Below are 25,924 nucleotides of genomic sequence, written 5' to 3'. Positions count from 1 at the left end.
GGACCGGGGGACATGGGCGACCTGGTGGCCCGGGTCCCTCACCGGAACCTGACGGGTTCGGCGGAGAAGGCGCCGTGGCGCGTACTGCGCTGCCGGACCTCCAGCGTCAACGAGGGCTCGGCGGGCAGCACTTGATAGGCCACGTCCCCCACACCCACGGCGGTGACGACGCCTTCCTGCCCCGTCGACGGCGGCAGCCGGTGCGCCGCGTCGGCCCGCAACCCCGCGGCCAGCGGCGTGGTCAGAATCGGCGAGCCGTCACCCGGCAGCACGACCACCAGGGCCCGCGGCGCCCCGGCCCGCCCCGTGAAGCCGACGACCACGGCGTCCCGGGTGTCACTGTGCCGCAGCTTCAGCCAGGCCCGCCGCCCGCCGCGGTACTTCCCGTCGAGCCGCTTGGCGACCAGCCCCTCGACGCCGGTCGCGGGCAGCGTCTCGTACCAGGTCACAGCGGTGTCCCGGTCGGTCGTCGCCGGGACGGCCTGCAGCGGCGGCCCGAGCGGCGCAAGCAGCCGCACCAGGCGCTCGCGGCGCTCGGCGTAGGGCAGGGCGCGCAGATCGGTGCCGCCCTCGGCGAGCAGGTCGAAGGCCGCGTACGAGGCGGGCTGCTCGCGGGCGAGGACGCGGGCCCGCGCCGCCGACGCGGCCGCGGCCCGGCGCTGCACCGCCGCGAAGTCGGTACGCCCGTCGAGCCAGACCACGACCTCCCCGTCGAGCACGGTCCCGGCGGGCAGCTCCAGGCCCGCCGCGACGAGGTCGGGGAAGGCGCCGCCCACGAGCCGCCCCGACCGCGCCTGCAACCGGACCCCGTCCCCTTCCTCGGGGCCCCGCAGCACGACCATCCGATGCCCGTCGAACTTCGGCTCGTACGCCCATCCGTCGCCCGGCGGCAGCGCCTCCACGGACTCGGCGAGGGCCACCTGCACCGGCGGCTCCAGGAGGCTCACGACGGCAGCCGCCCGGCTCGGTTGAGATTGATCAGCGGCCCGAGCAGATCCCCGTACCGCTGCAGTCGAGGAGCGATGTCGTCGGCGAGGAACACCAGGTCACTGGCGTGCTCGCAGGACTCGACCTCCTCCCAGGTCACCGGCGCGGAGACGGTCGGCTCGGGCCGGGCGCGCAGCGTGTAGGGGGATGCGGTGGTCTTCGCGGCGGAGTTCTGGCTGTGGTCGACGAACACCTTGCCGGGGCGCAGGCTGCGCGTCATGCGGTGCACGACGAGATGCGGCAGCTCGTGCTCGGCCTCCTGCGCAAGCCCCTTCGCGTAGGCGCTGACCTGCTCCGACGGGGTCGGCACCAGCGGCACGAGCAGATGCATCCCCTTGGACCCGGACGTCTTCGCGTACGTGTGCAGGCCGTCCGCGGCGAGCCGCTCGCGCAGCCACAGCGCGATCTCGCAGCACTGCACGATGTCGGCCGGCTCCCCGGGGTCGAGATCGAGGACGAGCCGGTCCGCCCGGGCGGGGGCGTCGGCCTGCCACTGGGGGGTGTGGAACTCCGTGACCAGGTTCGCCGCCCACATCAACGTGGCGAAGTCCTGCACGAGGATCTGCCGCGAGACGCCCTCCGAGCGCGGCACTTCCGCGGTCTTCACCCAGGCGGGTGTCCCCGGCGGCACGTTCTTGGCGAAGAAGCGCTGGCCGTCGGGTCCGTCCGGGAAGCGCAGGAAGGAGACGGGCCGGTTGTAGAGGTGCGCGAGCAGGGACCCTGCCGTGGTCGCGTAGTAGTGCAGCAGCTCGCCCTTGGTGAACCCGGAGGCCGGGTACAGCACCTTGTCCAGATTGCTGAGCGCGAGCCGCCGCCCCTCCACTTCTGTGATGGGCGTCATACCGTAATAGTCTGGTCGAAACCTCTTCATCTTCGTAATCCAGACATTCACAACGGGAGGTACCGCATGCGCTCCATATGGAACGGCGCCATCTCGTTCGGCCTGGTCAGCATCCCGATCAAGCTGGTCAACGCCACGGAGAACCACGCGATCTCCTTCCGCCAGATCCACCTCGAGGACGGCGGCCGCATCCGCTACCGCAAGGTGTGCGAGCTGGAGGACAAGGAGGTCACGTCCGCCGAGATCGGCAAGGGGTACGAGGACGCGGACGGCTCCATCATTCCGATCACGGAGGACGACCTCGCCGCCCTCCCGATCCCCACGGCCAAGACCATCGAGATCGTCGCCTTCGTCCCGGCCGACCGGATCGACCCGCTCCAGATGGACGCGGCCTACTACCTCGCGGCGAACGGCGTCCCGGCCGCCAAGCCCTACACGCTCCTTCGCGAAGCACTCAAGCGCAGCCAGAAAGTGGCGATCGCCAAGTTCGCGCTGCGCGGCCGCGAACGGCTCGGCATGCTGCGCGTCGTCGACGACGTCATCGCCATGCACGGCCTGCTGTGGCCGGACGAGATCCGCACCCCGCAGGACGTCGCCCCCGACACGCACGTCACGGTGCGCGACGCCGAACTCGACCTGGCGGACGCCCTGATGGACACCCTCGGCGAGGTCGACCTCGACTCCCTGCACGACGACTACCGGGCCGCGGTGGAGGAGATGATCGCGGCGAAGACCTCCGGCGGCGCGGCCCTCGAGGCCCCGGCGGCACCGGCCGCGGGCGGCGGCAAGGTCATCGACCTGATGGCGGCCCTGGAGAGCAGCGTGCGCGCGGCGAAGGAGGCCCGCGGCGACTCCGAGGTGGCCGAGGTGACGCACATCGCCGCACGCAAGTCGCCGTCCCGCAAGAAGACGACGGCGAAGAAGTCGACGCCCACGAAGGCGAGTTCGGCCTCGAAGTCGGGAGCGGCGGCGAAGAAGAAGGCGGCATCGGCGAAGAAGTCCACGTCGACCTCCACCTCCACCGCCACCTCCACCGCCACCTCCAGGTCGACGAAGAAGACGACATCGACCCCGCGGAAGAAGGCATCGGCCTAGACCGGTTCGCGGTTCACGGTTTACGCGCACATGCAAGAAGACCCCGCGCTCAGCGAACTCGCTGACGGCGGGGTCTTCGGACACCTCGTACAAGGTGCCCCCGGCAGGATTCGAACCTGCGCACACGGCTCCGGAGGCCGTTGCTCTATCCCCTGAGCTACGGGGGCGTGCGCCGCGCGGTGCGTGGCGACGGGTAGAACCCTACCAGCTCGACCGGGGTCATCATGAACAGGTATTTCGAAGGCGATCGGGGTGCCGTCGCGGGGTCGTCGCAGGGTCGGATGCGGGCTTGGCGGTGGCGCCGGCCTCCCCTGTACGGGGCGGAAGTGGGGAAAACCCGGACGCGGTGGCGGGCGCCGACCTACTCTCAAGTTGTGCCAGGCGCGTCCGGCCGGGTCCTTGTTGTGGACGACAACAAGGTCATCCGGCAGCTGATCAGGGTCAATCTCGAGCTGGAGGGCTTCGAGGTCGTGACCGCGGCCGATGGTGCCGAATGCCTGGACGTGGTGCATCAGGTGCGGCCCGACGTGGTCACCCTGGATGTCGTCATGCCGCGCCTGGACGGCCTGCGGACCGCCGCGCGACTGCGCGCGGACGCCCGGACCAGCGGTCTGCCCATCGTCGTCGTGAGCGCCTGCACGCAGTACGAGGTGGAGAGCGGGCTCGACGTAGGCGTCGACGCCTTCCTGGCCAAGCCGTTCGAGCCGGGTGAACTCGTGCGCGTAGTACGGCAGTTGAGCGAGCGCGGGCACGCCGCGGTGAAGGATGACGAGGGACAGGGCACGCGGCACACCGCCGACGACTCCGAACGAGCCGGCCGCACGGCAGACGCCTGAGTCAGCCGGACCCGCCTCACCTGCCAGCCCAGCCGTACCTGCCCCGCCAGCCGGACCCCTCCCACCTGTCGGCCTGGTCGGTCTTGCCCCACCTGCCGGACCCCTCCCACCTGTCGGCCTGGTCGGTCTTGCCCCCGCCGTACCTGCCCCACCTGCCACCCCAGCCGAACCCGCCCCACCCGCCGCACAGCCCGGCGCCCGCGCGTCCGCGCGTCCGCGCGTCCGTATCCCGGACCATCCGACAAACCGACTCGCCTACCCACCCCCCTCCTCCCCTACGCTTACCCCGTGACCCCCGCAGAGCTCTCCCACACCGTCCTGCGCGCCGTGCGCCGCGCGGTCGACGACGGTGAGCTCGATCCTGCCGCGGTGGAGCCTGGCGCGGGCCGGATCGTTGTCGAGCGGGCCCGTCCCGGTGGCCGTGGCGACTACGCGACCAACGTCGCGTTGCAGGTCGCGGGCCCCGCCGGCCGGCCCCCGCGGCAGGTCGCCGAGACGCTCCGGCCGTATCTGGAGGACACGGACGGCGTCGCCGACGTCGTCGTGACGGGGCCGGGGTTTCTTAATTTCAGCCTCCGGGCGTTCGCGCCGGGCCCGCTCGCGGCGCAGATCCTGCGGGACGGGTCCCGGTACGGGTTCGCCGCCGGGCCCACCGGACAAGTGGTGCAGCTGCACGCCCCGCACGAGGTCCGCGCCGTCGTCGTCATGGATGCCGCTGCCCGCATCCTGCGTTCCCAGGGCGCCCTCGTGCGGACGAGCTGCGCCGCCAGGACCGAAGCGGCGTGGACCCGGATTCTCGGCGCCGAGGTCGACGCCGCCGGCACCCCGGAGGCCCCCGCGCCCCTCGCGGTGAACGTGCGGCCCGTGCCCGCCCCCGCCGACCCCGTCCCGCTCGGCCGCGACGCCGCCCGCTGGGCCCTGCTGCACCCCGCCGCCCACGACCGGCCCCGGATCGACGACGCGCACCTCGCCCAGCGCGAGTCGAACCCCCTCTTCCGCGTCCGGTACGCCCACGCCCGCACCCGCGCCCTCACGCGCAACGCGGCCGACCTCGGCTTCACCGCCGAGCCAGGTGACGTCACCGGAGAGGGCGACCTCCTCGCCGCTCTCGCCGAACACCCCCGCGTCCTGCAGAGCGCCGCCCGGCACCGCGCCCCCGACCGTCTGGCCCGGCACCTGGTCACCGTCGCCGACACCCTGCTGCCCGCCCTCGCCACCGTGCTGCCCCTGGGCGCGGAGAAACCCGAGGCCGCCCACCGCGCCCGGCTCGCGCTCGCCGAAGCCGCCGGGACGGTGCTGGCCGGCGGCCTGACCCTGCTCGGCATCGACGCCCCGGAACATCTGTAAAGAAGAGAGCCCACCGCAGCCATGAGCCGTTCCGCACACCCCGCAGGCCCCCGCTACGCCGACGTCCTGCCCGAGGGCCACTACACCGCCCCGCCCGCCGACCTGAACGCCCTCGACCCGAAGGTGTGGTCCCAGACCGTGGACCGTACCGGCGACGGGACGGTCACCGTCGGCGGCATCGAAGTCGCCCGCCTCGCCGAGGAGTTCGGCACCCCCGCGTACTTCCTCGACGAGGTCGACTTCCGGGCGCGGTGCGCTGCCTGGCGCGACGCCTTCGGGCCCGACGCGGACGTCTTCTACGCCGGCAAGGCCTTCCTCTCCCGCGCCGTCGTGCGCTGGTTGCACGAGGAGGGGCTGAACCTGGACGTCTGCTCCGGCGGCGAGCTGGCCACCGCCCTCTCCGCCGGGATGCCCGCCGAGCGCATCGCCTTCCACGGCAACAACAAGACGGAGGTGGAGATCGAGCGGGCCGTCTCCGCCGGCGTCGGCCGCATCGTCCTCGACTCCTTCCAGGAGATCGTCCGCGTCGCCCACATCGCCGAGAGCCTCGGCAAGCGGCAGCGCGTGCAGATCCGGGTGACCGTGGGCGTCGAGGCCCACACGCACGAGTTCATCGCCACCGCGCACGAGGACCAGAAGTTCGGCATCGCGCTCGCCGGGGGACAGGCCGCCGAGGCCGTGCGCCGCGCCCTCAAGCTCGACGGGCTCGAACTCATCGGCATCCACAGCCACATCGGCTCCCAGATCTTCGACATGGCAGGCTTCGAGGTCGCCGCCCGCCGCGTCGTCGGCCTGCTCGCCGAGGTGCGCGACGAGCACGGCGTCGAGCTGCCCGAGATCGACCTCGGCGGCGGCCTCGGCATCGCGTACACCAGCGACGACGACCCCCGTGAGCCGCAGGAGATCGCCAAGGCGCTGAGCGAGATCGTGACGCGCGAGTGCGAGGCCGCGTCCCTGCGGACCCCGCGCATCTCCGTCGAGCCGGGCCGCGCCATCGTCGGCCCGACCGCCTTCACGCTCTACACCGTCGGCACGGTCAAGCCGCTGGAGGGCCTGCGCACGTACGTCTCCGTCGACGGCGGCATGTCCGACAACATCAGGACCGCCCTGTACGACGCCGAGTACACGGTCGCTCTCGTCTCCCGCCGCTCCGACGCCGAGCCGATGCTCGTCCGCGTCGTCGGCAAGCACTGCGAGAGCGGCGACATCGTGGTGAAGGACGCCTTCCTGCCGGCGGACGTCGCGCCCGGCGATCTCATCGCGGTCCCGGCCACCGGTGCGTACTGCCGCTCCATGGCCAGCAATTACAACCACGCACTTCGCCCGCCGGTCGTCGCCGTGCGCGACGGCGAGGCCCGGGTGATCGTCCGGCGCGAGACGGAGGAAGATCTCCTGCGTCTCGACGTCGGATAAATGAAATATCTGTCTCATCATCCGGACCGGGGGCAGAAAGCCTGGTCCGGTGCGTGAGACTGGTCCCACCGTAGACACCGCTAGAGACCGTCAAGTCCGTAGAGATACGTCGACGAGTAGTAGCAGTAGTAGAGGAAACGAGGTCGGATGATGCGTACGCGTCCGCTGAAGGTGGCGCTGCTGGGCTGTGGGGTTGTCGGCTCAGAGGTGGCGCGCATCATGACGACGCACGCCGACGACCTCACGGCGCGCATCGGCGCTCCGGTCGAGCTCGCGGGCGTCGCCGTCCGCCGTCCCTCCAAGGTGCGCGAGGGCATCGACCCGGCGCTGGTCACCACCGACGCGACCGCACTCGTCAAACGCGGCGACATCGACGTCGTAGTCGAAGTCATCGGAGGGATCGAGCCCGCGCGGACCCTCATTACCACCGCCTTCGAGCACGGCGCCTCCGTCGTCTCGGCCAACAAGGCGCTGCTCGCCCAGGACGGTGCGGCCCTGCACGCGTCCGCGCTCGAACACGGCGAGGACCTGTACTACGAAGCCGCCGTCGCCGGCGCGATCCCGCTGGTGCGCCCGCTGCGCGAGTCCCTCGCGGGGGACAAGGTCAACCGCGTCCTCGGCATCGTGAACGGCACGACGAACTTCATCCTCGACAAGATGGACTCGACCGGCGCCGGCTACCAGGAGGCCCTCGACGAGGCCACCGCCCTCGGGTACGCGGAAGCCGACCCGACCGCCGACGTCGAGGGCTTCGACGCCGCCGCCAAGGCCGCCATCCTCGCCGGGATCGCCTTCCACACCCGCGTCCGCCTCGACGACGTGTACCGCGAGGGCATGACCGAGGTGACCGCCGCCGACTTCGCGTCCGCGAAGGAAATGGGCTGCACCATCAAGCTGCTCGCGATCTGCGAGCGGGCCGCCGACGGTGGCTCAGTGACCGCGCGCGTGCACCCCGCGATGATCCCGCTCGACCACCCGCTGGCCTCCGTGCGCGGCGCGTACAACGCGGTGTTCGTCGAGGCCGAGGCCGCGGGCCAGTTGATGTTCTACGGACCCGGTGCCGGCGGCTCGCCGACCGCGTCCGCCGTTCTCGGCGACCTCGTCGCCGTCTGCCGCAACCGCCTCAACGGCGCGACGGGACCCGGCGACTCCGCGTACACGCAACTGCCCGTCTCCCCGATGGGCGACGTCGTGACGCGGTACCACATCAGCCTCGACGTGGCCGACAAGCCGGGCGTCCTCGCCCAGGTCGCGACGGTCTTCGCCGAGCACGGGGTCTCCATCGACACCGTGCGGCAGTCGGGGAAGGACGGCGAGGCGTCCCTCGTCGTCGTCACCCACCGCGCCGCCGACGCGGCCCTCACCGGGGTCGTGGACGCGCTGCGTCAGCTCGACACCGTGCGCGGTGTCGCCAGCATCATGCGTGTTGAAGGGGAGTAGCAGGGATGACCGGAATGACCCACCAGTGGCGCGGCATCATCGAGGAGTACCGGGACCGGCTCCCGGTGTCGGACACCACGCCGGTCGTGACGCTGCGCGAGGGCGGTACGCCGCTCGTGCCCGCGCAGGTCCTCTCCGAGCGCCTCGGCTGCGAGGTCCACCTGAAGGTCGAGGGCGCGAACCCGACCGGCTCCTTCAAGGACCGCGGCATGACCATGGCCATCACCAAGGCCAAGGAGGAGGGCGCGCAGGCCGTCATCTGCGCGTCCACCGGCAATACGTCGGCGAGCGCGGCGGCGTACGCCGTGCGGGCCGGAATGGTCTGCGCCGTCCTCGTCCCGCAGGGCAAGATCGCGCTCGGCAAGATGGGCCAGGCGCTCGTCTACGGCTCGAAGATCCTGCAGGTCGACGGCAACTTCGACGACTGCCTGAACCTGGCCCGCAGCCTCTCCGAGAACTACCCGGTGGCGCTGGTCAACTCGGTCAACCCGTTCCGCATCGAGGGCCAGAAGACCGCCTCGTTCGAGATCGTGGACGCGCTCGGCGACGCCCCCGACATCCACGTCCTGCCGGTCGGCAACGCGGGCAACATCACGGCCTACTGGAAGGGCTACAAGGAGTACGCCGCCGACTCGGTGTCGACGCACACGCCCCGCATGTGGGGCTTCCAGGCCTCCGGTTCCGCGCCGATCGTGCGCGGCGAGGTCGTCAAGGACCCCTCGACGATCGCGACCGCAATCCGCATCGGGAACCCCGCCTCGTGGCAGCACGCGCTCGCCGCGCGCGACGAGTCCGGCGGCTTCATCGACGAGGTGACGGACCGTGAGATCCTGCGCGCCTACAAGCTGTTGGCGTCCCAGGAGGGTGTCTTTGTCGAGCCCGCGTCCGCCGCGTCGGTCGCCGGTCTGCTGAAGGCCGCCGAGCAGGGCAAGGTCGACAAGGGCCAGAAGATCGTCTGCACCGTCACGGGCAACGGCCTGAAGGACCCCGACTGGGCCGTCGCGGGCGCCCCCCAGCCCCTGACCGTCCCGGTCGACGCGGCCGCCGCGGCCGAGCGCCTCGGCCTCGCCTGAGGGCGAACGCGACCCCTGATACGCCGTCAACTGGGCGTATCCGTACAGGGGGTGCACAGGGGGCTTACGACACGCATCGTGCGCCTCCTGTGCGCCCTATGTCGCCACAGAACCTTCCTTCGATAGGCTGTACCGAACCCGCCCGCCGCATATGCCGCGGTGCCGTCGCCGTTGATTCCCTTCGCGGCCCGGGTGTCGTCCCACGCAGCACAAGACATCGGAAGTCTCGGAAGTTTTTCGAAACATCCCGCAGCTCAAGGAGAGTCATCGAGCGATGGCCGGTCCCGCGTTCCGCGCCGCCGCCGTCAGGGTGCGCGTCCCCGCCACCAGCGCCAACCTCGGCCCGGGCTTCGACAGCCTCGGCCTGTCGCTGGGGCTCTACGACGACGTCGTCGTCAGGGTCGCCGACTCCGGGCTGAACATCGACATCGCGGGCGAGGGCTCTCAGACCCTGCCGCGCGACGAGTCGCACCTTCTCGTACGTTCCCTGCGCACCGCCTTCGACCTGCTCGGCGGGCAGCCGCGCGGCCTCGAGATCGTCTGCGCGAACCGCATCCCACACGGCCGGGGCCTCGGTTCCTCCTCCGCCGCGATCGTGGCCGCCGTCGTCGCGGCGCGCGCGGTGACCATAGGCGGCGACGCGAAGCTCGACGACGCGGCCCTGCTGGAGCTCGCCACCGAGATCGAGGGCCACCCGGACAACGTGGCACCGTGCCTGCTCGGCGGCTTCACCATCGCCTGGATGGAGAACGGGGCGGGCCGTGCGGTCCGGCTCGACGCCGCCGATTCCATCGTTCCGGTGGTCTTCGTCCCCGGAAAGCCGGTCCTCACGGAAATGGCCCGGGGACTTCTGCCGCGCACCGTCCCCCATGTGGACGCAAGCGCCAACGCGGGCCGGGCGGCCCTGCTCGTCGAGGCCCTGACCAGGCGCCCCGAGCTGCTGCTGCCGGCCACAGAGGACCGTCTCCACCAGGAGTACCGGGCTCCCGCCATGCCGGAGAGCGCCGCACTGGTGGAGCGGCTGCGGGCCGACGGGGTGCCCGCGATGATCTCCGGGGCGGGGCCGACGGTCATCGCCCTGGTGGAGGACGGAGCGGCCGACAAGGTCGCCCGGCTGGCCGGAGAGGGCTGGGCGGCCAACCGCCTGGACCTCGACGCCGACGGAGCGAGCGTGCTGCCGCTCGGTTCCCAGGGCGTCTGATCAAAAGCGTCCGGTTGCCGGATTGAGAGAGGGGGAATGTTTGTTGGATCCGGTAGTGTTAACCTCAAGTCTGCACCCGACCCCACCATGGCGAGGTGCTGTGTGTCCCCGTCCGGGACAACCATTCTTCCGGGAGCCTCCCCAGCAATTCCGTGCATCGTCCTCGTATGTCGGGACGCGGCGCTGATTGCCGTCGAGCATGCTCCGGAACCGGCGTGACCGAGCCGCGTGACACAGAAATCAAGTGCACCCGCGGAATCCGGAATCGCCGTCACCAATGAATTCTTCCGCCGTTTCGGCGGACAACCGCCCCGGCACGGTCCGTACAGGCAGGACCACCGCCGGACAGCACAACCGGTCGCCGAGCCAGACAGGCCGACGTCCGCTCCAGGGAAGGACCCTTCGTGAGCGACACCACCGATCTGATGGGCGTGACTGCCGACAGCTCCGCTGCCGCGCCCGCCGCGTCTGCAGGGGATGCCTCTGCTGCGCCCGCCCGGCGGCGCCGCGGTACCGGCCTCGACGGCATGGTGCTGGCCGAGCTGCAGCAGGTCGCATCGGGCCTCGGTATCAGGGGGACTGCGCGGATGCGCAAGAGCCAGCTGATCGAGGTCATCAAGGAGGCGCAGGCCGGAGGCGGTGCCTCCGCGAAGAGCACTGCCGCTGCATCTGATGCCGCCGAGACGAAGCCGAAGCGCCGGGCCACCTCGAAGGCCCGTACCGGCGACGAGTCCGCCGCGGCCGACGCCGCGCCCGCGAAGAAGGCGGAGAGCAAGGCGGAGAAGGCCGAGGCCAAGGCCACCGCCCAGCAGCAGATCGAGATCCCCGGCCAGGGCGCCGGGGACGAGCAGCCGGCCGGCGGCGAGCGCCGTCGTCGCCGCGCGACCGCCGAGGCGGGCAGCCCGGAGACCGTCACCGCCGAGGCTGTGTCCTCGAAGGCCGAGGTCAAGCAGGACGGCAACCCGGGCGCGGAGAACAAGGGCGACGACAACGGCAACGAAGGCCGTCGCGAGCGCCGTGACCGCCGTGACCGTGGGGGCCGCGACCGCGACCGCCGCGGCGGCAAGGGCGACGAGCAGGGCAACAAGGAGCAGCAGGGCAGCGGTCGTCAGGACCGGCAGGACCGCCAGGACCGCCAGCAGCAGGGCGGTGGCGGCGGCCGTCAGGACCGCGACCGCGACCGTAACAACGGCCCGCAGGACGACGACGACTTCGAGGGTGGCCGCCGCGGCCGCCGGGGCCGTTACCGCGACCGTCGTGGCCGTCGCGGCCGCGAGGACTTCGGCAACGAGCCGCAGGTGTCCGAGGACGACGTCCTGATCCCCGTCGCGGGCATCCTCGACATCCTCGACAACTACGCCTTCATCCGTACGTCGGGCTACCTGCCGGGTCCGAACGACGTCTACGTCTCCCTCGCCCAGGTCCGTAAGAACGGTCTGCGCAAGGGCGACCACGTCACCGGTGCGGTCCGTCAGCCGAAGGAAGGCGAGCGTCGCGAGAAGTTCAACGCGCTCGTCCGCCTCGACTCGGCGAACGGCATGGCGGCCGAATCCGGCCGCGGGCGCCCGGAGTTCAACAAGCTCACCCCCCTGTACCCGCAGGACCGCCTCCGTCTGGAGACGGACCCGGGCGTGCTGACCACCCGCATCATCGACCTCGTGTCGCCGATCGGTAAGGGCCAGCGCGGTCTGATCGTGGCCCCGCCGAAGACCGGCAAGACCATGATCATGCAGGCGATCGCCAACGCGATCACGCACAACAACCCCGAGTGCCACCTGATGGTCGTCCTGGTCGACGAGCGTCCGGAAGAGGTCACCGACATGCAGCGGTCGGTGAAGGGCGAGGTCATCTCCTCGACCTTCGACCGCCCGGCCGAGGACCACACGACGGTCGCCGAGCTCGCCATCGAGCGCGCCAAGCGTCTCGTCGAGCTCGGCCACGACGTCGTCGTGCTGCTCGACTCGATCACCCGCCTGGGCCGCGCGTACAACCTCGCCGCCCCGGCCTCCGGCCGCATCCTGTCCGGTGGTGTCGACTCGACCGCCCTGTACCCCCCGAAGCGCTTCTTCGGCGCCGCGCGCAACATCGAGGACGGCGGCTCGCTGACCATCCTCGCCACCGCGCTCGTCGACACCGGGTCCCGCATGGACGAGGTGATCTTCGAGGAGTTCAAGGGCACCGGCAACATGGAGCTCAAGCTCGACCGGAAGCTCGCCGACAAGCGCATCTTCCCGGCGGTGGACGTCGACGCGTCCGGTACCCGCAAGGAAGAGATCCTGCTCGGCAGTGACGAGCTCGCGGTCGTCTGGAAGCTGCGCCGGGTGCTGCACGCGCTCGACCAGCAGCAGGCGATCGAGCTGCTGCTCGACAAGATGAAGCAGACGAAGTCCAACGCGGAGTTCCTGCTGCAGATCCAGAAGACGACGCCGGGTCCCGGCAACGGCAACGGCAACGACTGACGTCCGTACTTCACGATCCGTAGACCGGTACTTCAAGGGCTGAGCCCCGTCGCCTCGTGCGACGGGGCTCAGCCCTTTTTCGGGGTACCCGCCCCACAGGCGCCGCCAGAGACCTTCACCACAGGCATAAGAATTCGCGCGCTCTGTGAAACATGCGGCGAATGAGATCAAAGGTGCAGGTCACAGAGGTGCGGGACCTTGGTCCCCTCACCGTCGGTGGCTCTTGGACCACGCTGCGGGCACAGAGCGCTGTGCAACCCTTCAGGGCGGTCCACCGTCACACCCAGTGAAGAGCAAAGCGGACCGTACGAAGACAAACCCTGCGAGGAGTACATGCCGGACAGTGACAGCCAGCCCGGGCGCCGCCGCGCCAAGGGCCGCCGCCGCAAGCCGCGCAGCGGCCGCAGCAAGGCGCTGCGCGTCGTGGCGTGGAGCGCGGCGGGAGTCGTCGTGCTCGGCGGCACCGGCCTCGGGTACGTCTACTTCAAGCTCAACGGCAACATCAAGAGCGTCGACATCAACCAGGCCCTGGGCACCGACCGGCCGGAGGACGTCGACAACGGCTCGCAGGACATCCTGGTACTCGGCTCCGACAGCCGCGCGGGCAAGAACCAGAAGGTCGGCGGCGGCAAGGACGAGGGTTCGGCCCGCTCCGACACCGCGATGGTGGTCCACATATACAAGGGCCACAAGAAGGCGAGCGTCGTCTCCATACCCCGGGACACCCTCATCGAGCGGCCGTCCTGCACGGACAAGAACGGCACGGTCCACCCGGCCGAGTCCAACGCGATGTTCAACTCCGCCTACTCCACGGGCGGCGCGGCCTGCGCGGTCAAGACCGTCGAGTCGATGACCGGCATCCGCATGGACCACTACGTCGAGGTCGACTTCAGCGGCTTCCAGCAGCTCATCGACGACCTGGGCGGCGTCGACATCACCACCAGCAAGGCGATCGACGACCCCGACAGCCACCTCAAGCTCGACGCGGGCACGCACACGCTCGACGGCGAGCAGGCACTCGGCCTCGTGCGCACCCGCCACGGCGTCGGCGACGGCAGCGACCTGGGCCGCATCCAGCTCCAGCAGGCGTTCATGAAGGCCCTCATGGACCAGCTCAAGGACGTCGGCGTCTTCACCAACCCGAAGAAGCTGTACGACCTGGCCGACACCGCCACGAAGTCCGTGACGACCGACTCGGACCTGGCCTCCGTCAAGGACCTGGTCTCGTTCGGGAACGGGCTCAAGAGCATCGGCTCGAACGACATGAGCATGGTCACGATGCCGGTCCAGTACGACCCGAACGACGCCAACCGCGTCCTGGTCGACCAGACCAAGGCTGACCTGGTCTGGAAGGCCCTGAAGGCCGACCGGGCGATCCCGAAGAACGCCTCCGAGGGCACCGCCACCGGCACCGCCGAAGGCGTCGTCAAGTAGCCCGCCACCACGATCGGAGGGGGCCCGGGAATACTTCCGGGCCCACCCCGGTTTTGGGGGATGCGGCCAGTCCTGGCAGACTGGTACGTCGGCTCCGGTTCACGCTCCCGCAATCCGCGTCTGCGACCCGGCGCCCTCCCGAACCTAGGAGACACCTTGAAGCGCGACATCCACCCCGAGTACGTCGAGACGCAGGTCAGCTGCACCTGTGGCGCGTCGTTCACCACTCGTAGCACCATCGACTCCGGCACCATCCGTGCCGAGGTCTGCTCCGAGTGCCACCCGTTCTACACGGGCAAGCAGAAGATCCTCGACACCGGTGGCCGTGTGGCCCGCTTCGAGGCCCGCTTCGGCAAGGCTGCCGCTGCCAAGAAGTAGCGAGGCTCAAGCGCCGGTCTCCGGTGCCCCTGTTAGCGCGGGGGCACCGGGACCGGCGCTTTGCGGTGCAGCCCTTTTCCGTTCACGTAAAAGCAGGAGCCGGAGATGTTCGAGGCCGTCGAGGACCTGATCGGTGAGCACGCCGATCTGGAGAAGAAGCTCGCGGACCCGTCGGTCCACGCCGACCAGGCCAACGCGCGCAAGCTCAACAAGCGCTACGCCGAGCTGACCCCGATCGTCGCGACGTACCGCTCCTGGAAGCAGACCGGGGACGACATCGAGACGGCGAAGGAATTCGCCGCCGACGACCCGGACTTCGCGGCCGAGGTCAAGGAGCTCGAGAAGTCGCGCGAGGAGATCACCGAGAAGCTGCGGCTCCTCCTGGTGCCCCGCGACCCGTCCGACGACAAGGACGTCATCCTCGAGATCAAGGCCGGCGCCGGCGGCGACGAGTCCGCGCTGTTCGCGGGCGACCTGCTGCGCATGTACCTGCGGTACGCGGAGCGCGTCGGCTGGAAGACCGAGATCATCGACTCCACCGAGTCCGAGCTCGGCGGCTACAAGGACGTCCAGGTCGCCGTGAAGACCAAGGGCGGCAACGGCGCGACCGAGCCCGGCCAGGGCGTGTGGGCCCGCCTCAAGTACGAGGGCGGCGTGCACCGCGTGCAGCGCGTGCCCGCGACCGAGTCGCAGGGCCGCATCCACACCTCCGCCGCCGGCGTGCTCGTCACGCCCGAGGCCGAGGAGGTCGACGTCGAGATCAACATGAACGATCTGCGCATCGACGTGTACCGCTCGTCGGGCCCCGGCGGCCAGTCCGTCAACACGACCGACTCCGCCGTCCGCATCACGCACATCCCCACCGGCGTCGTCGCCTCCTGCCAGAACGAGAAGAGCCAGCTGCAGAACAAGGAGCAGGCGATGCGTATCCTGCGCTCCAGGCTCCTTGCCGCGGCGCAGGAGAAGGCCGAGGCCGAGGCGGCCGACGTCCGCCGCAGCCAGGTCCGCACCGTCGACCGGTCCGAGAAGATCCGTACGTACAACTTCCCGGAGAACCGCATCTCGGACCACCGGGTCGGCTTCAAGGCGTACAACTTGGACCAGGTGCTCGACGGTGACCTCGACGCCATGATCCAGGCGTGCGTCGACGCGGACTCGGCCGCCAAGCTCGCCGCCGCGTAACCCCTGTACGTCTGCACGTCCTGAGCGAAGCCCCGGAGGACCAGCGTGAACCTGCTGCTCGCGGAAGTGGCCCAGGCCACCCAGCGGCTGGCCGACGCCGGCGTGCCCTCGCCGCGCAACGACGCGGAGGAGCTCGCCGCGTTCGTGCACGGCGTCAAGCGGGGCGAACTGCACACCGTCAAGGACGCGGACTTCGACGCCCGGTACTGGGAGGTGACCGCGCGCCGCGAGGCGCGCGAGCCGCTCCAGCACATCACCGGGCTCGCCTACTTCCGCTACCTGGAGCTCCAGGTCGGACCCGGCGTCTTCGTGCCGCGCCCCGAGACCGAGTCGGTCGTCGGGTGGGCCATAGACGCCGTGCGCGCCATGGACGTCGTCGAGCCGCTGATCGTCGACCTGTGCACCGGCTCGGGCGCCATCGCGCTCGCCCTCGCACAGGAGGTCCCGCGCTCGCGCGTGCACGCCGTGGAGCTGTCCGAGGACGCCCTCAAATGGACGCGGAAGAACGTCGAGGGGTCCAGGGTCGACCTGCGCCAGGGAGACGCCCTGGACGCCTTCCACGACCTCGACGGCCAGGTCGACCTCGTCGTCTCGAACCCGCCGTACATCCCGCTCACCGAGTGGGAGTACGTGGCTCCCGAGGCCCGCGACTACGACCCGGACATGGCGCTGTTCTCCGGCGAGGACGGCCTCGACCTGATCCGCGGCATCGAGCGCACCGCCCACCGGCTGCTGCGTCCCGGCGGCGTCGTCGTCATCGAGCACGCGGACACCCAGGGCGGCCTGGTGCCGTGGATCTTCACCGAGGAGCGGGGCTGGGCGGACGCAGCCGACCACCCGGACCTCAACAACCGGCCGCGGTTCGCGACCGCCCGCAAGGCGATGCCGTGACCCACTTCTTCGTAGGCGTAGACGTACACGTACTTGAGCAGGAGGCCCGCTAAATGGCACGGCGTTACGACACCAATGACGCGACCGACCGCGCAACCGGTCTGCGTGAAGCCGCGTCCGCCGTCCGCCGCGGCGAGCTGGTCGTGCTGCCCACCGACACCGTCTACGGCATCGGCGCGGACGCATTCACGGCCGAGGCCGTCGGTGACCTCCTCGAGGCCAAGGGCCGTGGCCGCAACATGCCCACGCCCGTCCTCATCGGCTCCCCGAACACCCTGCACGGCCTCGTCACGGACTTCTCCGAGATGGCCTGGGAGCTCGTCGACGCGTTCTGGCCCGGCGCCCTCACCCTCGTCGCCAAGCACCAGCCGTCCCTGCAGTGGGACCTGGGGGAGACGCGGGGCACCGTCGCCGTGCGCATGCCGCTGCACCCCGTCGCCATCGAACTGCTCACCGAGGTCGGCCCGATGGCCGTCTCCTCGGCGAACCTGACCGGGCACCGCTCGCCCGAGGACTGCGACGCCGCTCAGGAGATGCTCGGCGACTCCGTCTCCGTGTACCTCGACGGCGGCCCGACGCCCGGCATCGTGCCCTCCTCGATCGTCGACGTCACCGGCAAGGTCCCGGTCCTCCTGCGGGAGGGCGCGCTGACCGCCGACGAGCTGCGCAAGGTGGTACCCGACCTCGAGGTGGCGAATTGACAGCCCCTGAGACGGGGCGTGGCATAGGCACCGACTACGGGGCGCTCGCGCTCCCCGGCGACTCGTTCCGCATCCTCCACGTCAGCACCGGCAACGTGTGCCGCTCGCCGATCACCGAGCGGCTGACCCGGCATGCCCTCGCGGACCGGCTCGGCGACCCGATGGCCGGCGGCCTGATCGTGGAGAGCGCGGGCACCTGGGGCCACGAGGGCGCCCCGATGGAGGCCAACGCGGAGCAGGTCCTCGCCGACTTCGGCGCGGACGCCTCCGGCTTCGTCGGGCGCGAGCTCCTGGACGACCACGTCATAAGGGCCGACCTGGTCCTCACGGCGACCCGCGACCACCGCGCCCAGGTCATCTCCATGGGCCACAGCGCGGGCCTGCGCACGTTCACGCTGAAGGAGTTCACGCGGCTCGTGCAGGCCATAGACCCGACGACCCTCCCCGACGCCGAGGGCGGCGTGGTGGAGCGCGCACGGGCCCTGGTGCGCGCCGCGGCGGCTCTACGCGGGTGGCTCCTGGCCCCGAGCGTCGAGGCGGACGAGGTGTACGACCCGTACGGGGCGCCGCTGCCGTTCTTCAGGTCGGTCGGCGGCGAGATCAGCGAGGCGCTCGACCCGGTGGTCGCCGCCCTGACGGGCAAACCCAGCTGAGCCCAGGCGGCCCGCACCTCCCGGATCTACATTGGAAGGCACCCACCTCCCACCGCGAGGCCCGGAGCCGAAGATGCCGGTCGTCACCGAACCAGCCGCGCTGGACGCACTGCGCCGCCAGGACCCCGAACTGGCCGAGATCATCCTCGGCGAGACGGCCCGCCAGGCCGACTCCCTGCAGCTCGTCGCGGCCGAGAACTTCACGTCCCCCGCGGTCCTCGAAGCCCTCGGCTCCCCGCTCGCCAACAAGTACGCGGAGGGTTACCCCGGCGCCCGCCACCACGGCGGCTGCGAACTCGTCGACGTCGCCGAACGCATCGCGATCGACCGGGCCAAGGCCCTCTTCGGCGCCGACCACGTCAACGTACAGGCGCACTCCGGGTCCTCCGCCGTGCTCGCCGCCTACGCGGTCCTGCTGCGCCCCGGAGACACCGTCCTGGCCATGGGGCTGCCGTCCGGCGGCCACCTCACGCACGGCTCCCCGGCGAACTTCTCCGGCCGCTGGTTCGACTTCGTGCCGTACGGCGTCGACCCCGAGAGCGGCCTCATCGACCACGACGAGGTGCAGGCCCTCGCCCGGGTCCACCGCCCCAAGGCGATCGTCTGCGGCTCGATCTCGTACCCCCGGCACATCGACTACGCCGCGTTCCGGGCCATCGCCGACGACGTGGGCGCCCATCTCATCGCGGACGCCGCGCACCCCATCGGGCTCGTCGCCGGGGGAGCGGCCCCGAACCCGGTCCCGTACGCCGACATCGTCTGCGCCACCACCCACAAGGTCCTGCGCGGCCCGCGCGGCGGCATGCTGCTGTGCGGCGAGGAGCTCGCGGACCGGGTCGACCGGGCGGTGTTCCCGTTCACGCAGGGCGGCGCCCAGATGCACACGATCGCCGCGAAGGCCGTCGCGTTCGGGGAGGCCGCGGCCCCGGCGTTCAGCGGGTACGCGCACCAGGTCGTCGCCAACGCCCGCGCCCTGGCAGGCGCCCTCGAGACGCAGGGCTTCGCCGTCACCACGGGCGGTACGGACACCCACCTCGTGACCGTCGACCCGGCGCCGCTCGGCGTACAGGGCCAGGTGGCCCGCGGCCGTCTGGCCTCGGCCGGCATGGTCCTCGACACCTGCGCGCTGCCCCACGGGGACGGCCGCGGCCTGCGCCTGGGCACGGCGGCGGTGACGACCCAGGGCATGGGCGAGGCGGAGATGGCCCGCGTCGCGGTGCTCTTCTCGGGTGTCGTACGAGGAGATCTCGAGCCCCGTACGGCCCGCGAGGAAGTGCGGGAACTGGCCGGACGATTCCCCCCGTATCCCGTCGGATAGGGGGTACACGGCCCGCGGGATCGACCCGGCGGCCCTGGATGGTCCGTCACTCGTGCAACCATCGTCGCTACCCGGAAGTCTCCATCCCTAAGCACGCGAAGCTAGGGTGTGGGGCTGAGATGGCCAGCGATACCTGTGGGGAAGCCCGTGCGTGAATACCTGCTGACGCTCTGCATCACGGCCGCGGTGACCTATCTGCTCACAGGCCCGGTGCGGAAGTTCGCGATCGTGGCCGGCGCCATGCCGGAGATCCGTGCGCGTGACGTGCACCGTGAACCCACGCCGCGGCTCGGCGGTATCGCCATGTTCTTCGGCCTGTGCGCGGGCCTGCTGGTCGCCGACCACCTGACCAACCTGGACAAGGTCTTCGACTCGTCGAACGAGCCGCGGGCGCTGCTCTCCGGGGCCGCGCTGATCTGGCTGATCGGTGTGCTGGACGACAAGTTCGAGATCGACGCCCTGATCAAGCTGGGCGGCCAGATGATCGCCGCCGGCGTCATGGTCATGCAGGGCCTGACGATCCTGTTCCTGCCGATCCCGGGCGTGGGCACGGTCTCGCTGACCCAGTGGCAGGGCACGCTCCTGACGGTCGCGCTCGTGGTGATCACGATCAACGCGGTGAACTTCGTCGACGGCCTGGACGGCCTCGCGGCCGGCATGGTGTGCATCGCCGCCACCGCGTTCTTCCTGTACGCGTACCGGATCTGGTACGGGTACGGCATCGAGTCCGCGGCCCCCGCGACGCTGTTCGCCGCGATCCTGATGGGCATGTGCCTGGGCTTCCTGCCGCACAACATGCATCCCGCCCGGATCTTCATGGGCGACTCGGGATCGATGCTGATCGGTCTCGTCCTCGCCGCGGGCGCGATCTCGATGACCGGTCAGGTCGACCCGGACGCGCTCCGCCTGAACCTCGGCAGCGGCCGGGACGCCACCCACGCGATGCTCCCCGTCTTCATCCCGCTGGTGATGCCGCTGACGATCATCGCGATCCCGTTCGCGGACCTCGTGCTCGCGATCGTGCGCCGCACGTGGAACGGGCAGTCGCCGTTCGCCGCCGACCGCGGCCACCTCCACCACCGCCTCCTGGAGATCGGCCACTCGCACTCCCGCGCGGTGCTGATCATGTACTTCTGGTCGGCGCTCATCGCCTTCGGCGCGGTCGCGTACTCGGTGCACTCCGCGTCCGGGATGTGGGTCGTGCTCACGATCGTCGCGCTGAGCTTCGTCGGTCTGGTGCTGCTCCTGCTGCCGCGCTTCACGCCCCACGCGCCGCGCTGGGCCGAGCACTTGGTGCCGCCGCGCTACCGGCGCCGTACGGCTGTGGCCGAGACCACGCAGGTGCCGGAGGAGGAGCAGGAGCGCACGCCGGTGCCGGCAGGAGTCAACGGGGCGACAGCAATTGGCGCTCGTTCGCGCTTCACGGATCGGCGTAAGGCCGGAACGCCTCGTTGACCCCGGACGCCACTGCGTTCGAAATCGCTTCAATACCAGACAAGTTGCCCTCGTGAGTGCACAGACGCGCAGGTTCCCTCTCACGTGTGACGGTTGGCACACCATCTAGGTAAAGACCGCATCAAATAGTTTGTGATACGGTTCACGAGACCCGGGGATAGAGCCGAAAGACCGTAGTGCGACGGTCTCTTGGCCCGAAGTTCCCTCTCGGCCCCGGACTACGCTCGTCCATGACGACACCCTGCCCCCACCAGTAAGCGGAGCGCCGCCATGCCGTCCAACGACGCACGGACCCTTCTCAAAACTGCCGTACCCACAGCCGCTGTTGGCGTGATCACCATCGTGGTCAGCGCTGCGGTCGCGGGCGGCAAGGGGGCCCTCGGTGCGCTCGTCGGCACTCTCGTGGCGATCTTCTTCATGGGGCTCGGACTCGTCGTCCTCGAGCGCACTGCCAAATCGCTTCCGCACCTGTTCCAGATGATGGGCCTGATGCTCTACGCAGTGCAGTTGCTGCTGATGGTCGTCTTCATGGCCCTCTTCCAGGACACGACGCTCTTCAATCCGAGGGCCTTCGCGATCGCCCTCGTCGTCTCGACCCTCGCGTGGATCGCAGCGCAGACGCGCGCCCACATGAAGGCCAAGATCCTCTACGTCGATCCCGACTCCCAGAAGGGCGACAAGCCCGAGAAGACGGGGTCGAAGTCGTGAAGCGTAGGGGCGGGATAAGTGCAGGTTCTCGACCCTGCTATCGTCCGGTGCCAACTGCGGCATCGCGGGCGCGGGCATCTGAGCTGACGCCTGCTGTAACGCGAGGCTCGATGCCCAACTGCCGCCCCCACATCCGTAACACCAGTCCCGTGCCGAACTGCGGCTGCACGCCGCGCCGACACAACGAGGTTGCCGTACCTATGCGCCACGCTGAAGGAGCCCGCGGTGAGTGCTGACCCGACGCAGGTGCTCGCCTTCGAGACCGACTGCCACCTCTTTGATGGATGTGGCTTCCCGGCTCCCGGCCTGCACTCGTTCCTGTTCGAGCCCCTGTGGGGCGACGGAACCAGCAACGTTTACTTCGACAAGACGATGCTGCTGGCGCTGCTCGGCTCGGTCGTCATCATCGGCTTCTTCTGGGCCGCCTTCGCCAAGCCGAAGGTCATCCCCGGCAAGCTGCAGATGGTCGCCGAGGCCGGCTACGACTTCGTCCGGCGCGGCATCGTCTACGAGACGATCGGCAAGCGCGAGGGCGAGAAGTACGTCCCGCTGATGGTGTCGCTGTTCTTCTTCGTGTGGATGATGAACCTCTGGTCGATCATTCCGCTCGCCCAGTTCCCCGTCACGGCGATCATTTCGTACCCGGCGGCCCTCGCGGCCATCGTGTACGTCCTCTGGGTCAGCCTGACCTTCAAGCGTCACGGCTTCGTCGGAGCCTTCAAGAACTTCTCCGGCTACGACAAGTCGCTGGGCGGGGTGCTCCCGCTCTCGATGACGATCGAGCTGTTCTCGAACCTGCTGGTCCGGCCGTTCACGCACACGGTCCGGCTCTTCGCGAACATGTTCGCCGGCCACACCCTGCTGCTGCTCTTCACGATCGCCAGCTGGTACATGCTCAACGGCATCGGCATCGCGTACTCGGCCGTGTCGTTCGTGATGGTCATCGTCATGACCGCCTTCGAGCTGTTCATCCAGGCCGTCCAGGCCTATGTGTTCGTGCTCCTCGCCTGCAGCTTCATCCAGGGCGCGCTGGCCGAAGGCCACTGAGCCCACACCCCGCTCCACCCATAGACATCCGGTGGCCAACCCCCACCGGTACTTGAAAGAGAAGGAAGAACCGGCATGTCCGCTCTCGCGCAGACCCTCGCCGCTGGCGTCGAAATCAAGGGCAACCTCGGCTCGATCGGTTACGGCCTCGCGGCCATCGGCCCGGGCGTCGGCGTCGGCATCATCTTCGGTAACGGCACCCAGGCCCTCGCCCGTCAGCCCGAGGCTGCCGGCCTGATCCGCGCCAACCAGATCCTCGGCTTCGCCTTCTGTGAGGCGCTCGCCCTGATCGGTCTGGTCATGCCGTTCGTCTACCCGACCTCCTGACCATCCGTCGGACAGCACCCTTTCGACGAAAGGCAGTTAAATGAGCCCCCTGGTTCAGCTGGCGGTTGAGGAGTCCGAGAACCCCCTCATCCCGCCGATCCCAGAGCTCGTGATCGGCTTCATCGCCTTCGTCATCGTCTTCGGCTTCCTCGCCAAGAAGCTCCTCCCGAACATCAACAAGGTTCTGGAAGAGCGCCGCGAGGCCATCGAAGGCGGTATCGAAAAGGCCGAGGCCGCTCAGACCGAGGCCCAGAGCGTGCTCGAGCAGTACAAGGCTCAGCTCGCCGAGGCCCGGCACGAGGCCGCGCGGCTGCGCCAGGAGGCGCAGGAGCAGGGCGCCACGCTCATCGCCGAGATGCGCGCGGAAGGCCAGCGGCAGCGTGAGGAGATCATCGCCGCCGGTCACGCCCAGATCGAGGCCGACCGCAAGGCCGCCGCTCAGGCGCTGCGTCAGGACGTCGGCCAGCTGGCCACCGACCTGGCCGGCAAGCTGGTCGGCGAGTCCCTCGAGGACCACGCCCGGCAGTCGCGCACGATCGACCGCTTCCTCGATGACCTCGAGGAGAAGGCAGAGGCTGCGCGATGACCGCCCACGGAGCGAGCCGCGAGGCCCTCGCCGCCGCGCGTGAGCGCCTGGACGCACTGACCGACAACACGTCGGTCGACGCCAAGGCACTCGCCGGCGACCTGGCCGCGGTCACCGCGCTGCTCGACCGCGAGGTGTCGCTGCGTCGGGTCCTGACCGACCCGGCGCAGGCCGGTGACGCCAAGGCCGAGCTGGCGGGACGCCTGCTCGGCGGCCAGGTCAGCGGCGAGGCCGTCGACCTGGTGGCCGGTCTGGTCCGCTCCCGGTGGTCCTCCTCGCGCGACCTGGTCGACTCCCTCGAGGAGCTGGCCAACACCGCGGACCTCACCGCGGCGCAGAAGAGCGGTGAACTCGACGACGTCGAGGACGAGTTGTTCCGGTTCGACCGGATCGTCTCCTCCAGCGCCGAGCTGCGCGCCGCACTGACCGACAAGGGCGCTCCGGGCTCGGCCCGCGGTGGCCTGGTCCAGAGCCTCCTCGGCGGCCGTGCCCGGCCGACCACCGAGCGGCTCGTCGAGCGTCTTGTGACCGCGCCCCGGGGACGTAGCCTGGAAGCGGGACTCGAGTCCCTCTCCAAGCTCGCCGCCGAGCGCCGGGAGCGCATGGTGGCCGTCGTCACCACGGCGGTCCCGCTGAGCGACGCGCAGAAGCAGCGCCTGGGCCAGTCCCTGGCGAAGCTCTACGGCCGCCAGATGCACCTGAACCTGGACGTGGACCCCGAGGTCCTCGGCGGGATCAAGGTGCAGGTGGGCGACGAGGTCATCAACGGCTCCATCGCGGACCGCATCGAGGACGCCAGCCGCCGCATGGCCGGCTGACGACCCCACGTAAAGACGCGTAACACGTAGCAGTACCTACGGCCCTAGTTGGGCCGTGCAGAGGATTCCTGGGGGCTGACCCCAGACCCCCAAGAACACTTCGGGCCCAACAAGGAGAGCAGGGAACCCAGATGGCGGAGCTCACGATCCGGCCGGAGGAGATCCGGGACGCGCTGGAGAACTTTGTCCAGGCGTACAAGCCGGACGCGGCCTCGCGCGAGGAGGTCGGTACGGTCACCCTTGCCGGCGACGGCATCGCGAAGGTCGAGGGTCTGCCCTCGGCCATGGCCAACGAACTGCTGAAGTTCGAGGACGGCACCCTCGGCCTCGCGCTCAACCTGGAAGAGCGCGAGATCGGCGCCATCGTCCTCGGTGAGTTCAGCGGCATCGAGGAGGGCCAGCCGGTCACGCGTACCGGTGAGGTCCTGTCCGTCGGTGTCGGCGAGGGCTACCTCGGCCGCGTTGTCGACCCGCTCGGCAACCCGATCGACGGCCTCGGCGAGATCGAGACCAGCGGCCGACGCGCGCTCGAGCTGCAGGCCCCGGGCGTCATGGCCCGTAAGTCGGTGCACGAGCCGATGGAGACCGGCTACAAGGCCGTCGACGCGATGACCCCGATCGGCCGTGGCCAGCGTCAGCTGATCATCGGTGACCGTCAGACCGGCAAGACCGCCCTGGCCGTCGACACGATCATCAACCAGCGTGACAACTGGCGCACCGGCGACCCGTCGAAGCAGGTCCGCTGCGTCTACGTCGCCATCGGTCAGAAGGGCTCCACCATCGCCTCCGTGCGTGGTGCGCTCGAAGAGGCCGGCGCTCTGGAGTACACGACCATCGTCGCCGCCCCGGCGTCCGACCCGGCCGGCTTCAAGTACCTGGCGCCGTACACCGGTTCGGCCATCGGCCAGCAGTGGATGTACGACGGCAAGCACGTCCTCATCATCTTCGACGACCTCTCGAAGCAGGCCGACGCCTACCGCGCCGTGTCCCTGCTCCTGCGTCGCCCGCCGGGGCGCGAGGCCTACCCGGGGGACGTCTTCTACCTGCACTCGCGTCTCCTCGAGCGCTGCGCGAAGCTCTCGGACGAGCTGGGCGCCGGTTCGATGACGGGTCTGCCGATCGTCGAGACGAAGGCCAACGACGTCTCCGCGTTCATCCCGACCAACGTCATCTCCATCACCGACGGTCAGTGCTTCCTGGAGTCCGACCTCTTCAACGCCGGTCAGCGCCCCGCGCTGAACGTCGGTATCTCGGTCTCCCGCGTGGGTGGTTCGGCTCAGCACAAGGCCATGCGCCAGGTGTCGGGTCGTCTCCGCCTCGACCTGGCCCAGTACCGCGAGCTGGAGGCGTTCGCCGCCTTCGGTTCCGACCTGGACGCCGCGTCGAAGTCGCAGCTGGAGCGCGGTCAGCGCCTGGTCGAGCTGCTCAAGCAGGCTCAGTACCAGCCGATGGCCACCGAGGACCAGGTCGTCTCCATCTGGGCCGGCACGAACGGCAAGATGGACGAGGTGCCCGTCGCCGACATCCGCCGCTTCGAGCGCGAGCTGCTCGACTACCTGCACCGCAAGGAGCAGGGCCTGATGACCTCCATCAAGGAGGGCGCCAAGATGTCGAACGACACCATCCAGGCCATCGACGACGCGGTCGCGGAGTTCAAGAAGCAGTTCGAGACCTCGGACGGCAAGCTTCTCGGCGAGGACGCTCCGGCCGTCAACGTCGCCAAGTGACGTAAGG

General features: G+C 70.0%; 24 protein-coding genes and 1 tRNA gene. 22 read left to right on the top strand and 3 right to left on the bottom strand.

Annotation, left to right across the window (positions count from 1 at the left end; all coding sequences use genetic code 11):
* Positions 1 to 38 precede the first annotated feature (38 nt).
* Both ACIBUY_RS16535 and ligD read right to left on the bottom strand, forming a co-directional pair.
* Positions 39 to 947 (bottom strand): ATP-dependent DNA ligase, encoded by a 909-nt coding sequence (locus tag ACIBUY_RS16535; RefSeq protein WP_399152908.1) that lies wholly within the window; start codon positions 945 to 947, stop codon positions 39 to 41.
* Complete coding sequence (ligD, locus tag ACIBUY_RS16530) at positions 944 to 1,828, bottom strand: non-homologous end-joining DNA ligase (RefSeq protein ID WP_399152907.1); 885 nt, start codon at positions 1,826 to 1,828, stop codon at positions 944 to 946. Before ligD ends, ACIBUY_RS16535 begins: the two co-directional genes overlap by 4 nt.
* Positions 1,829 to 1,894: 66 nt before the next feature.
* Between ligD and ACIBUY_RS16525 the strand changes: the two genes are divergently transcribed.
* The gene (locus tag ACIBUY_RS16525; protein WP_399152906.1) at positions 1,895 to 2,923 is read left to right on the top strand and encodes a Ku protein; all 1,029 of its coding nucleotides are present in this window, start codon (positions 1,895 to 1,897) and stop codon (positions 2,921 to 2,923) included.
* Positions 2,924 to 3,018: 95 nt separating this feature from the next.
* Here the strand turns inward: ACIBUY_RS16525 and ACIBUY_RS16520 are convergent.
* Positions 3,019 to 3,090: transfer RNA gene (locus tag ACIBUY_RS16520), tRNA-Arg, on the bottom strand.
* Between the two features lie 114 nt (positions 3,091 to 3,204).
* Here ACIBUY_RS16520 and ACIBUY_RS16515 point away from each other — a divergent pair.
* The 21 genes from ACIBUY_RS16515 to atpA all read left to right on the top strand — a co-directional run bounded on the left by ACIBUY_RS16515 (position 3,205) and on the right by atpA (position 25,917).
* Positions 3,205 to 3,759, top strand: a complete 555-nt coding sequence (locus tag ACIBUY_RS16515) for a response regulator (protein ID WP_365563075.1) — start codon at positions 3,205 to 3,207, stop codon at positions 3,757 to 3,759.
* Positions 3,760 to 4,047: 288 nt separating this feature from the next.
* Positions 4,048 to 5,106, top strand: coding sequence for an ArgS-related anticodon-binding protein NrtL (gene nrtL / locus ACIBUY_RS16510; RefSeq protein WP_399152905.1), 1,059 nt, complete (start codon positions 4,048 to 4,050; stop codon positions 5,104 to 5,106).
* A 21-nt stretch (positions 5,107 to 5,127) separates the two neighbouring features.
* Positions 5,128 to 6,519, top strand: a complete 1,392-nt coding sequence (lysA, locus tag ACIBUY_RS16505) for a diaminopimelate decarboxylase (RefSeq protein WP_365563081.1) — start codon at positions 5,128 to 5,130, stop codon at positions 6,517 to 6,519.
* A gap of 147 nt (positions 6,520 to 6,666) precedes the next feature.
* Positions 6,667 to 7,959, top strand: coding sequence for a homoserine dehydrogenase (locus tag ACIBUY_RS16500; RefSeq protein ID WP_365563084.1), 1,293 nt, complete (start codon positions 6,667 to 6,669; stop codon positions 7,957 to 7,959).
* Positions 7,960 to 7,973: 14 nt separating this feature from the next.
* Positions 7,974 to 9,032 (top strand): threonine synthase, encoded by a 1,059-nt coding sequence (gene thrC, locus ACIBUY_RS16495; protein WP_365563304.1) that lies wholly within the window; start codon positions 7,974 to 7,976, stop codon positions 9,030 to 9,032.
* Positions 9,033 to 9,306: 274 nt separating this feature from the next.
* Positions 9,307 to 10,233 (top strand): homoserine kinase, encoded by a 927-nt coding sequence (thrB, locus tag ACIBUY_RS16490; protein ID WP_365563087.1) that lies wholly within the window; start codon positions 9,307 to 9,309, stop codon positions 10,231 to 10,233.
* Between the two features lie 404 nt (positions 10,234 to 10,637).
* Positions 10,638 to 12,692: a transcription termination factor Rho gene (gene rho, locus ACIBUY_RS16485; protein WP_399152904.1), complete on the top strand. Its 2,055-nt coding sequence runs from the start codon at positions 10,638 to 10,640 to the stop codon at positions 12,690 to 12,692.
* A gap of 333 nt (positions 12,693 to 13,025) precedes the next feature.
* The gene (locus ACIBUY_RS16480; RefSeq protein WP_365563094.1) at positions 13,026 to 14,126 is read left to right on the top strand and encodes an LCP family protein; all 1,101 of its coding nucleotides are present in this window, start codon (positions 13,026 to 13,028) and stop codon (positions 14,124 to 14,126) included.
* A 156-nt stretch (positions 14,127 to 14,282) separates the two neighbouring features.
* Positions 14,283 to 14,504, top strand: coding sequence for a 50S ribosomal protein L31 (gene rpmE, locus ACIBUY_RS16475; protein WP_018535357.1), 222 nt, complete (start codon positions 14,283 to 14,285; stop codon positions 14,502 to 14,504).
* Between the two features lie 105 nt (positions 14,505 to 14,609).
* Positions 14,610 to 15,686, top strand: a complete 1,077-nt coding sequence (gene prfA, locus ACIBUY_RS16470) for a peptide chain release factor 1 (protein ID WP_365563098.1) — start codon at positions 14,610 to 14,612, stop codon at positions 15,684 to 15,686.
* 45 nt (positions 15,687 to 15,731) lie between these two features.
* Positions 15,732 to 16,577 (top strand): peptide chain release factor N(5)-glutamine methyltransferase, encoded by an 846-nt coding sequence (gene prmC / locus ACIBUY_RS16465; protein WP_365563101.1) that lies wholly within the window; start codon positions 15,732 to 15,734, stop codon positions 16,575 to 16,577.
* A 53-nt stretch (positions 16,578 to 16,630) separates the two neighbouring features.
* Positions 16,631 to 17,278, top strand: a complete 648-nt coding sequence (locus ACIBUY_RS16460) for an L-threonylcarbamoyladenylate synthase (RefSeq protein WP_365563104.1) — start codon at positions 16,631 to 16,633, stop codon at positions 17,276 to 17,278.
* Positions 17,275 to 17,931 carry a protein-tyrosine-phosphatase gene (locus ACIBUY_RS16455; RefSeq protein ID WP_365563107.1) on the top strand — a complete coding sequence of 219 codons (657 nt, stop codon included), beginning with the start codon at positions 17,275 to 17,277 and terminating at the stop codon, positions 17,929 to 17,931. The genes ACIBUY_RS16460 and ACIBUY_RS16455 overlap by 4 nt, the downstream gene beginning before the upstream one ends.
* Positions 17,932 to 18,004: 73 nt before the next feature.
* Positions 18,005 to 19,249, top strand: coding sequence for a serine hydroxymethyltransferase (gene glyA / locus ACIBUY_RS16450; RefSeq protein WP_365563110.1), 1,245 nt, complete (start codon positions 18,005 to 18,007; stop codon positions 19,247 to 19,249).
* A 147-nt stretch (positions 19,250 to 19,396) separates the two neighbouring features.
* Positions 19,397 to 20,704 (top strand): MraY family glycosyltransferase, encoded by a 1,308-nt coding sequence (locus tag ACIBUY_RS16445; protein WP_365563112.1) that lies wholly within the window; start codon positions 19,397 to 19,399, stop codon positions 20,702 to 20,704.
* Between the two features lie 270 nt (positions 20,705 to 20,974).
* Positions 20,975 to 21,412, top strand: coding sequence for a hypothetical protein (locus tag ACIBUY_RS16440; RefSeq protein ID WP_365563115.1), 438 nt, complete (start codon positions 20,975 to 20,977; stop codon positions 21,410 to 21,412).
* Between the two features lie 225 nt (positions 21,413 to 21,637).
* A complete protein-coding gene (gene atpB, locus ACIBUY_RS16435; RefSeq protein ID WP_365563118.1) occupies positions 21,638 to 22,459 on the top strand; it encodes a F0F1 ATP synthase subunit A in 822 nt (273 codons plus the stop codon).
* Positions 22,460 to 22,534: 75 nt separating this feature from the next.
* Positions 22,535 to 22,786: an ATP synthase subunit C gene (locus tag ACIBUY_RS16430; RefSeq protein WP_018535366.1), complete on the top strand. Its 252-nt coding sequence runs from the start codon at positions 22,535 to 22,537 to the stop codon at positions 22,784 to 22,786.
* A 40-nt stretch (positions 22,787 to 22,826) separates the two neighbouring features.
* Positions 22,827 to 23,372: a F0F1 ATP synthase subunit B gene (locus ACIBUY_RS16425; protein WP_365563121.1), complete on the top strand. Its 546-nt coding sequence runs from the start codon at positions 22,827 to 22,829 to the stop codon at positions 23,370 to 23,372.
* On the top strand, positions 23,369 to 24,190 hold the full coding sequence (locus ACIBUY_RS16420) for a F0F1 ATP synthase subunit delta (protein ID WP_365563124.1): 822 nt from the start codon (positions 23,369 to 23,371) through the stop codon (positions 24,188 to 24,190). Before ACIBUY_RS16425 ends, ACIBUY_RS16420 begins: the two co-directional genes overlap by 4 nt.
* A 131-nt stretch (positions 24,191 to 24,321) precedes the next feature.
* On the top strand, positions 24,322 to 25,917 hold the full coding sequence (gene atpA, locus ACIBUY_RS16415) for a F0F1 ATP synthase subunit alpha (protein WP_365563127.1): 1,596 nt from the start codon (positions 24,322 to 24,324) through the stop codon (positions 25,915 to 25,917).
* Positions 25,918 to 25,924 lie beyond the last annotated feature (7 nt).

This window comes from Streptomyces sp. NPDC050085 (genome assembly GCF_044460595.1).
In the GTDB taxonomy this organism is placed as follows: domain Bacteria; phylum Actinomycetota; class Actinomycetes; order Streptomycetales; family Streptomycetaceae; genus Streptomyces.
Note: the sequence above shows the minus strand (reverse complement) of the source record. Positions and strands in the feature narration are given on the sequence as shown.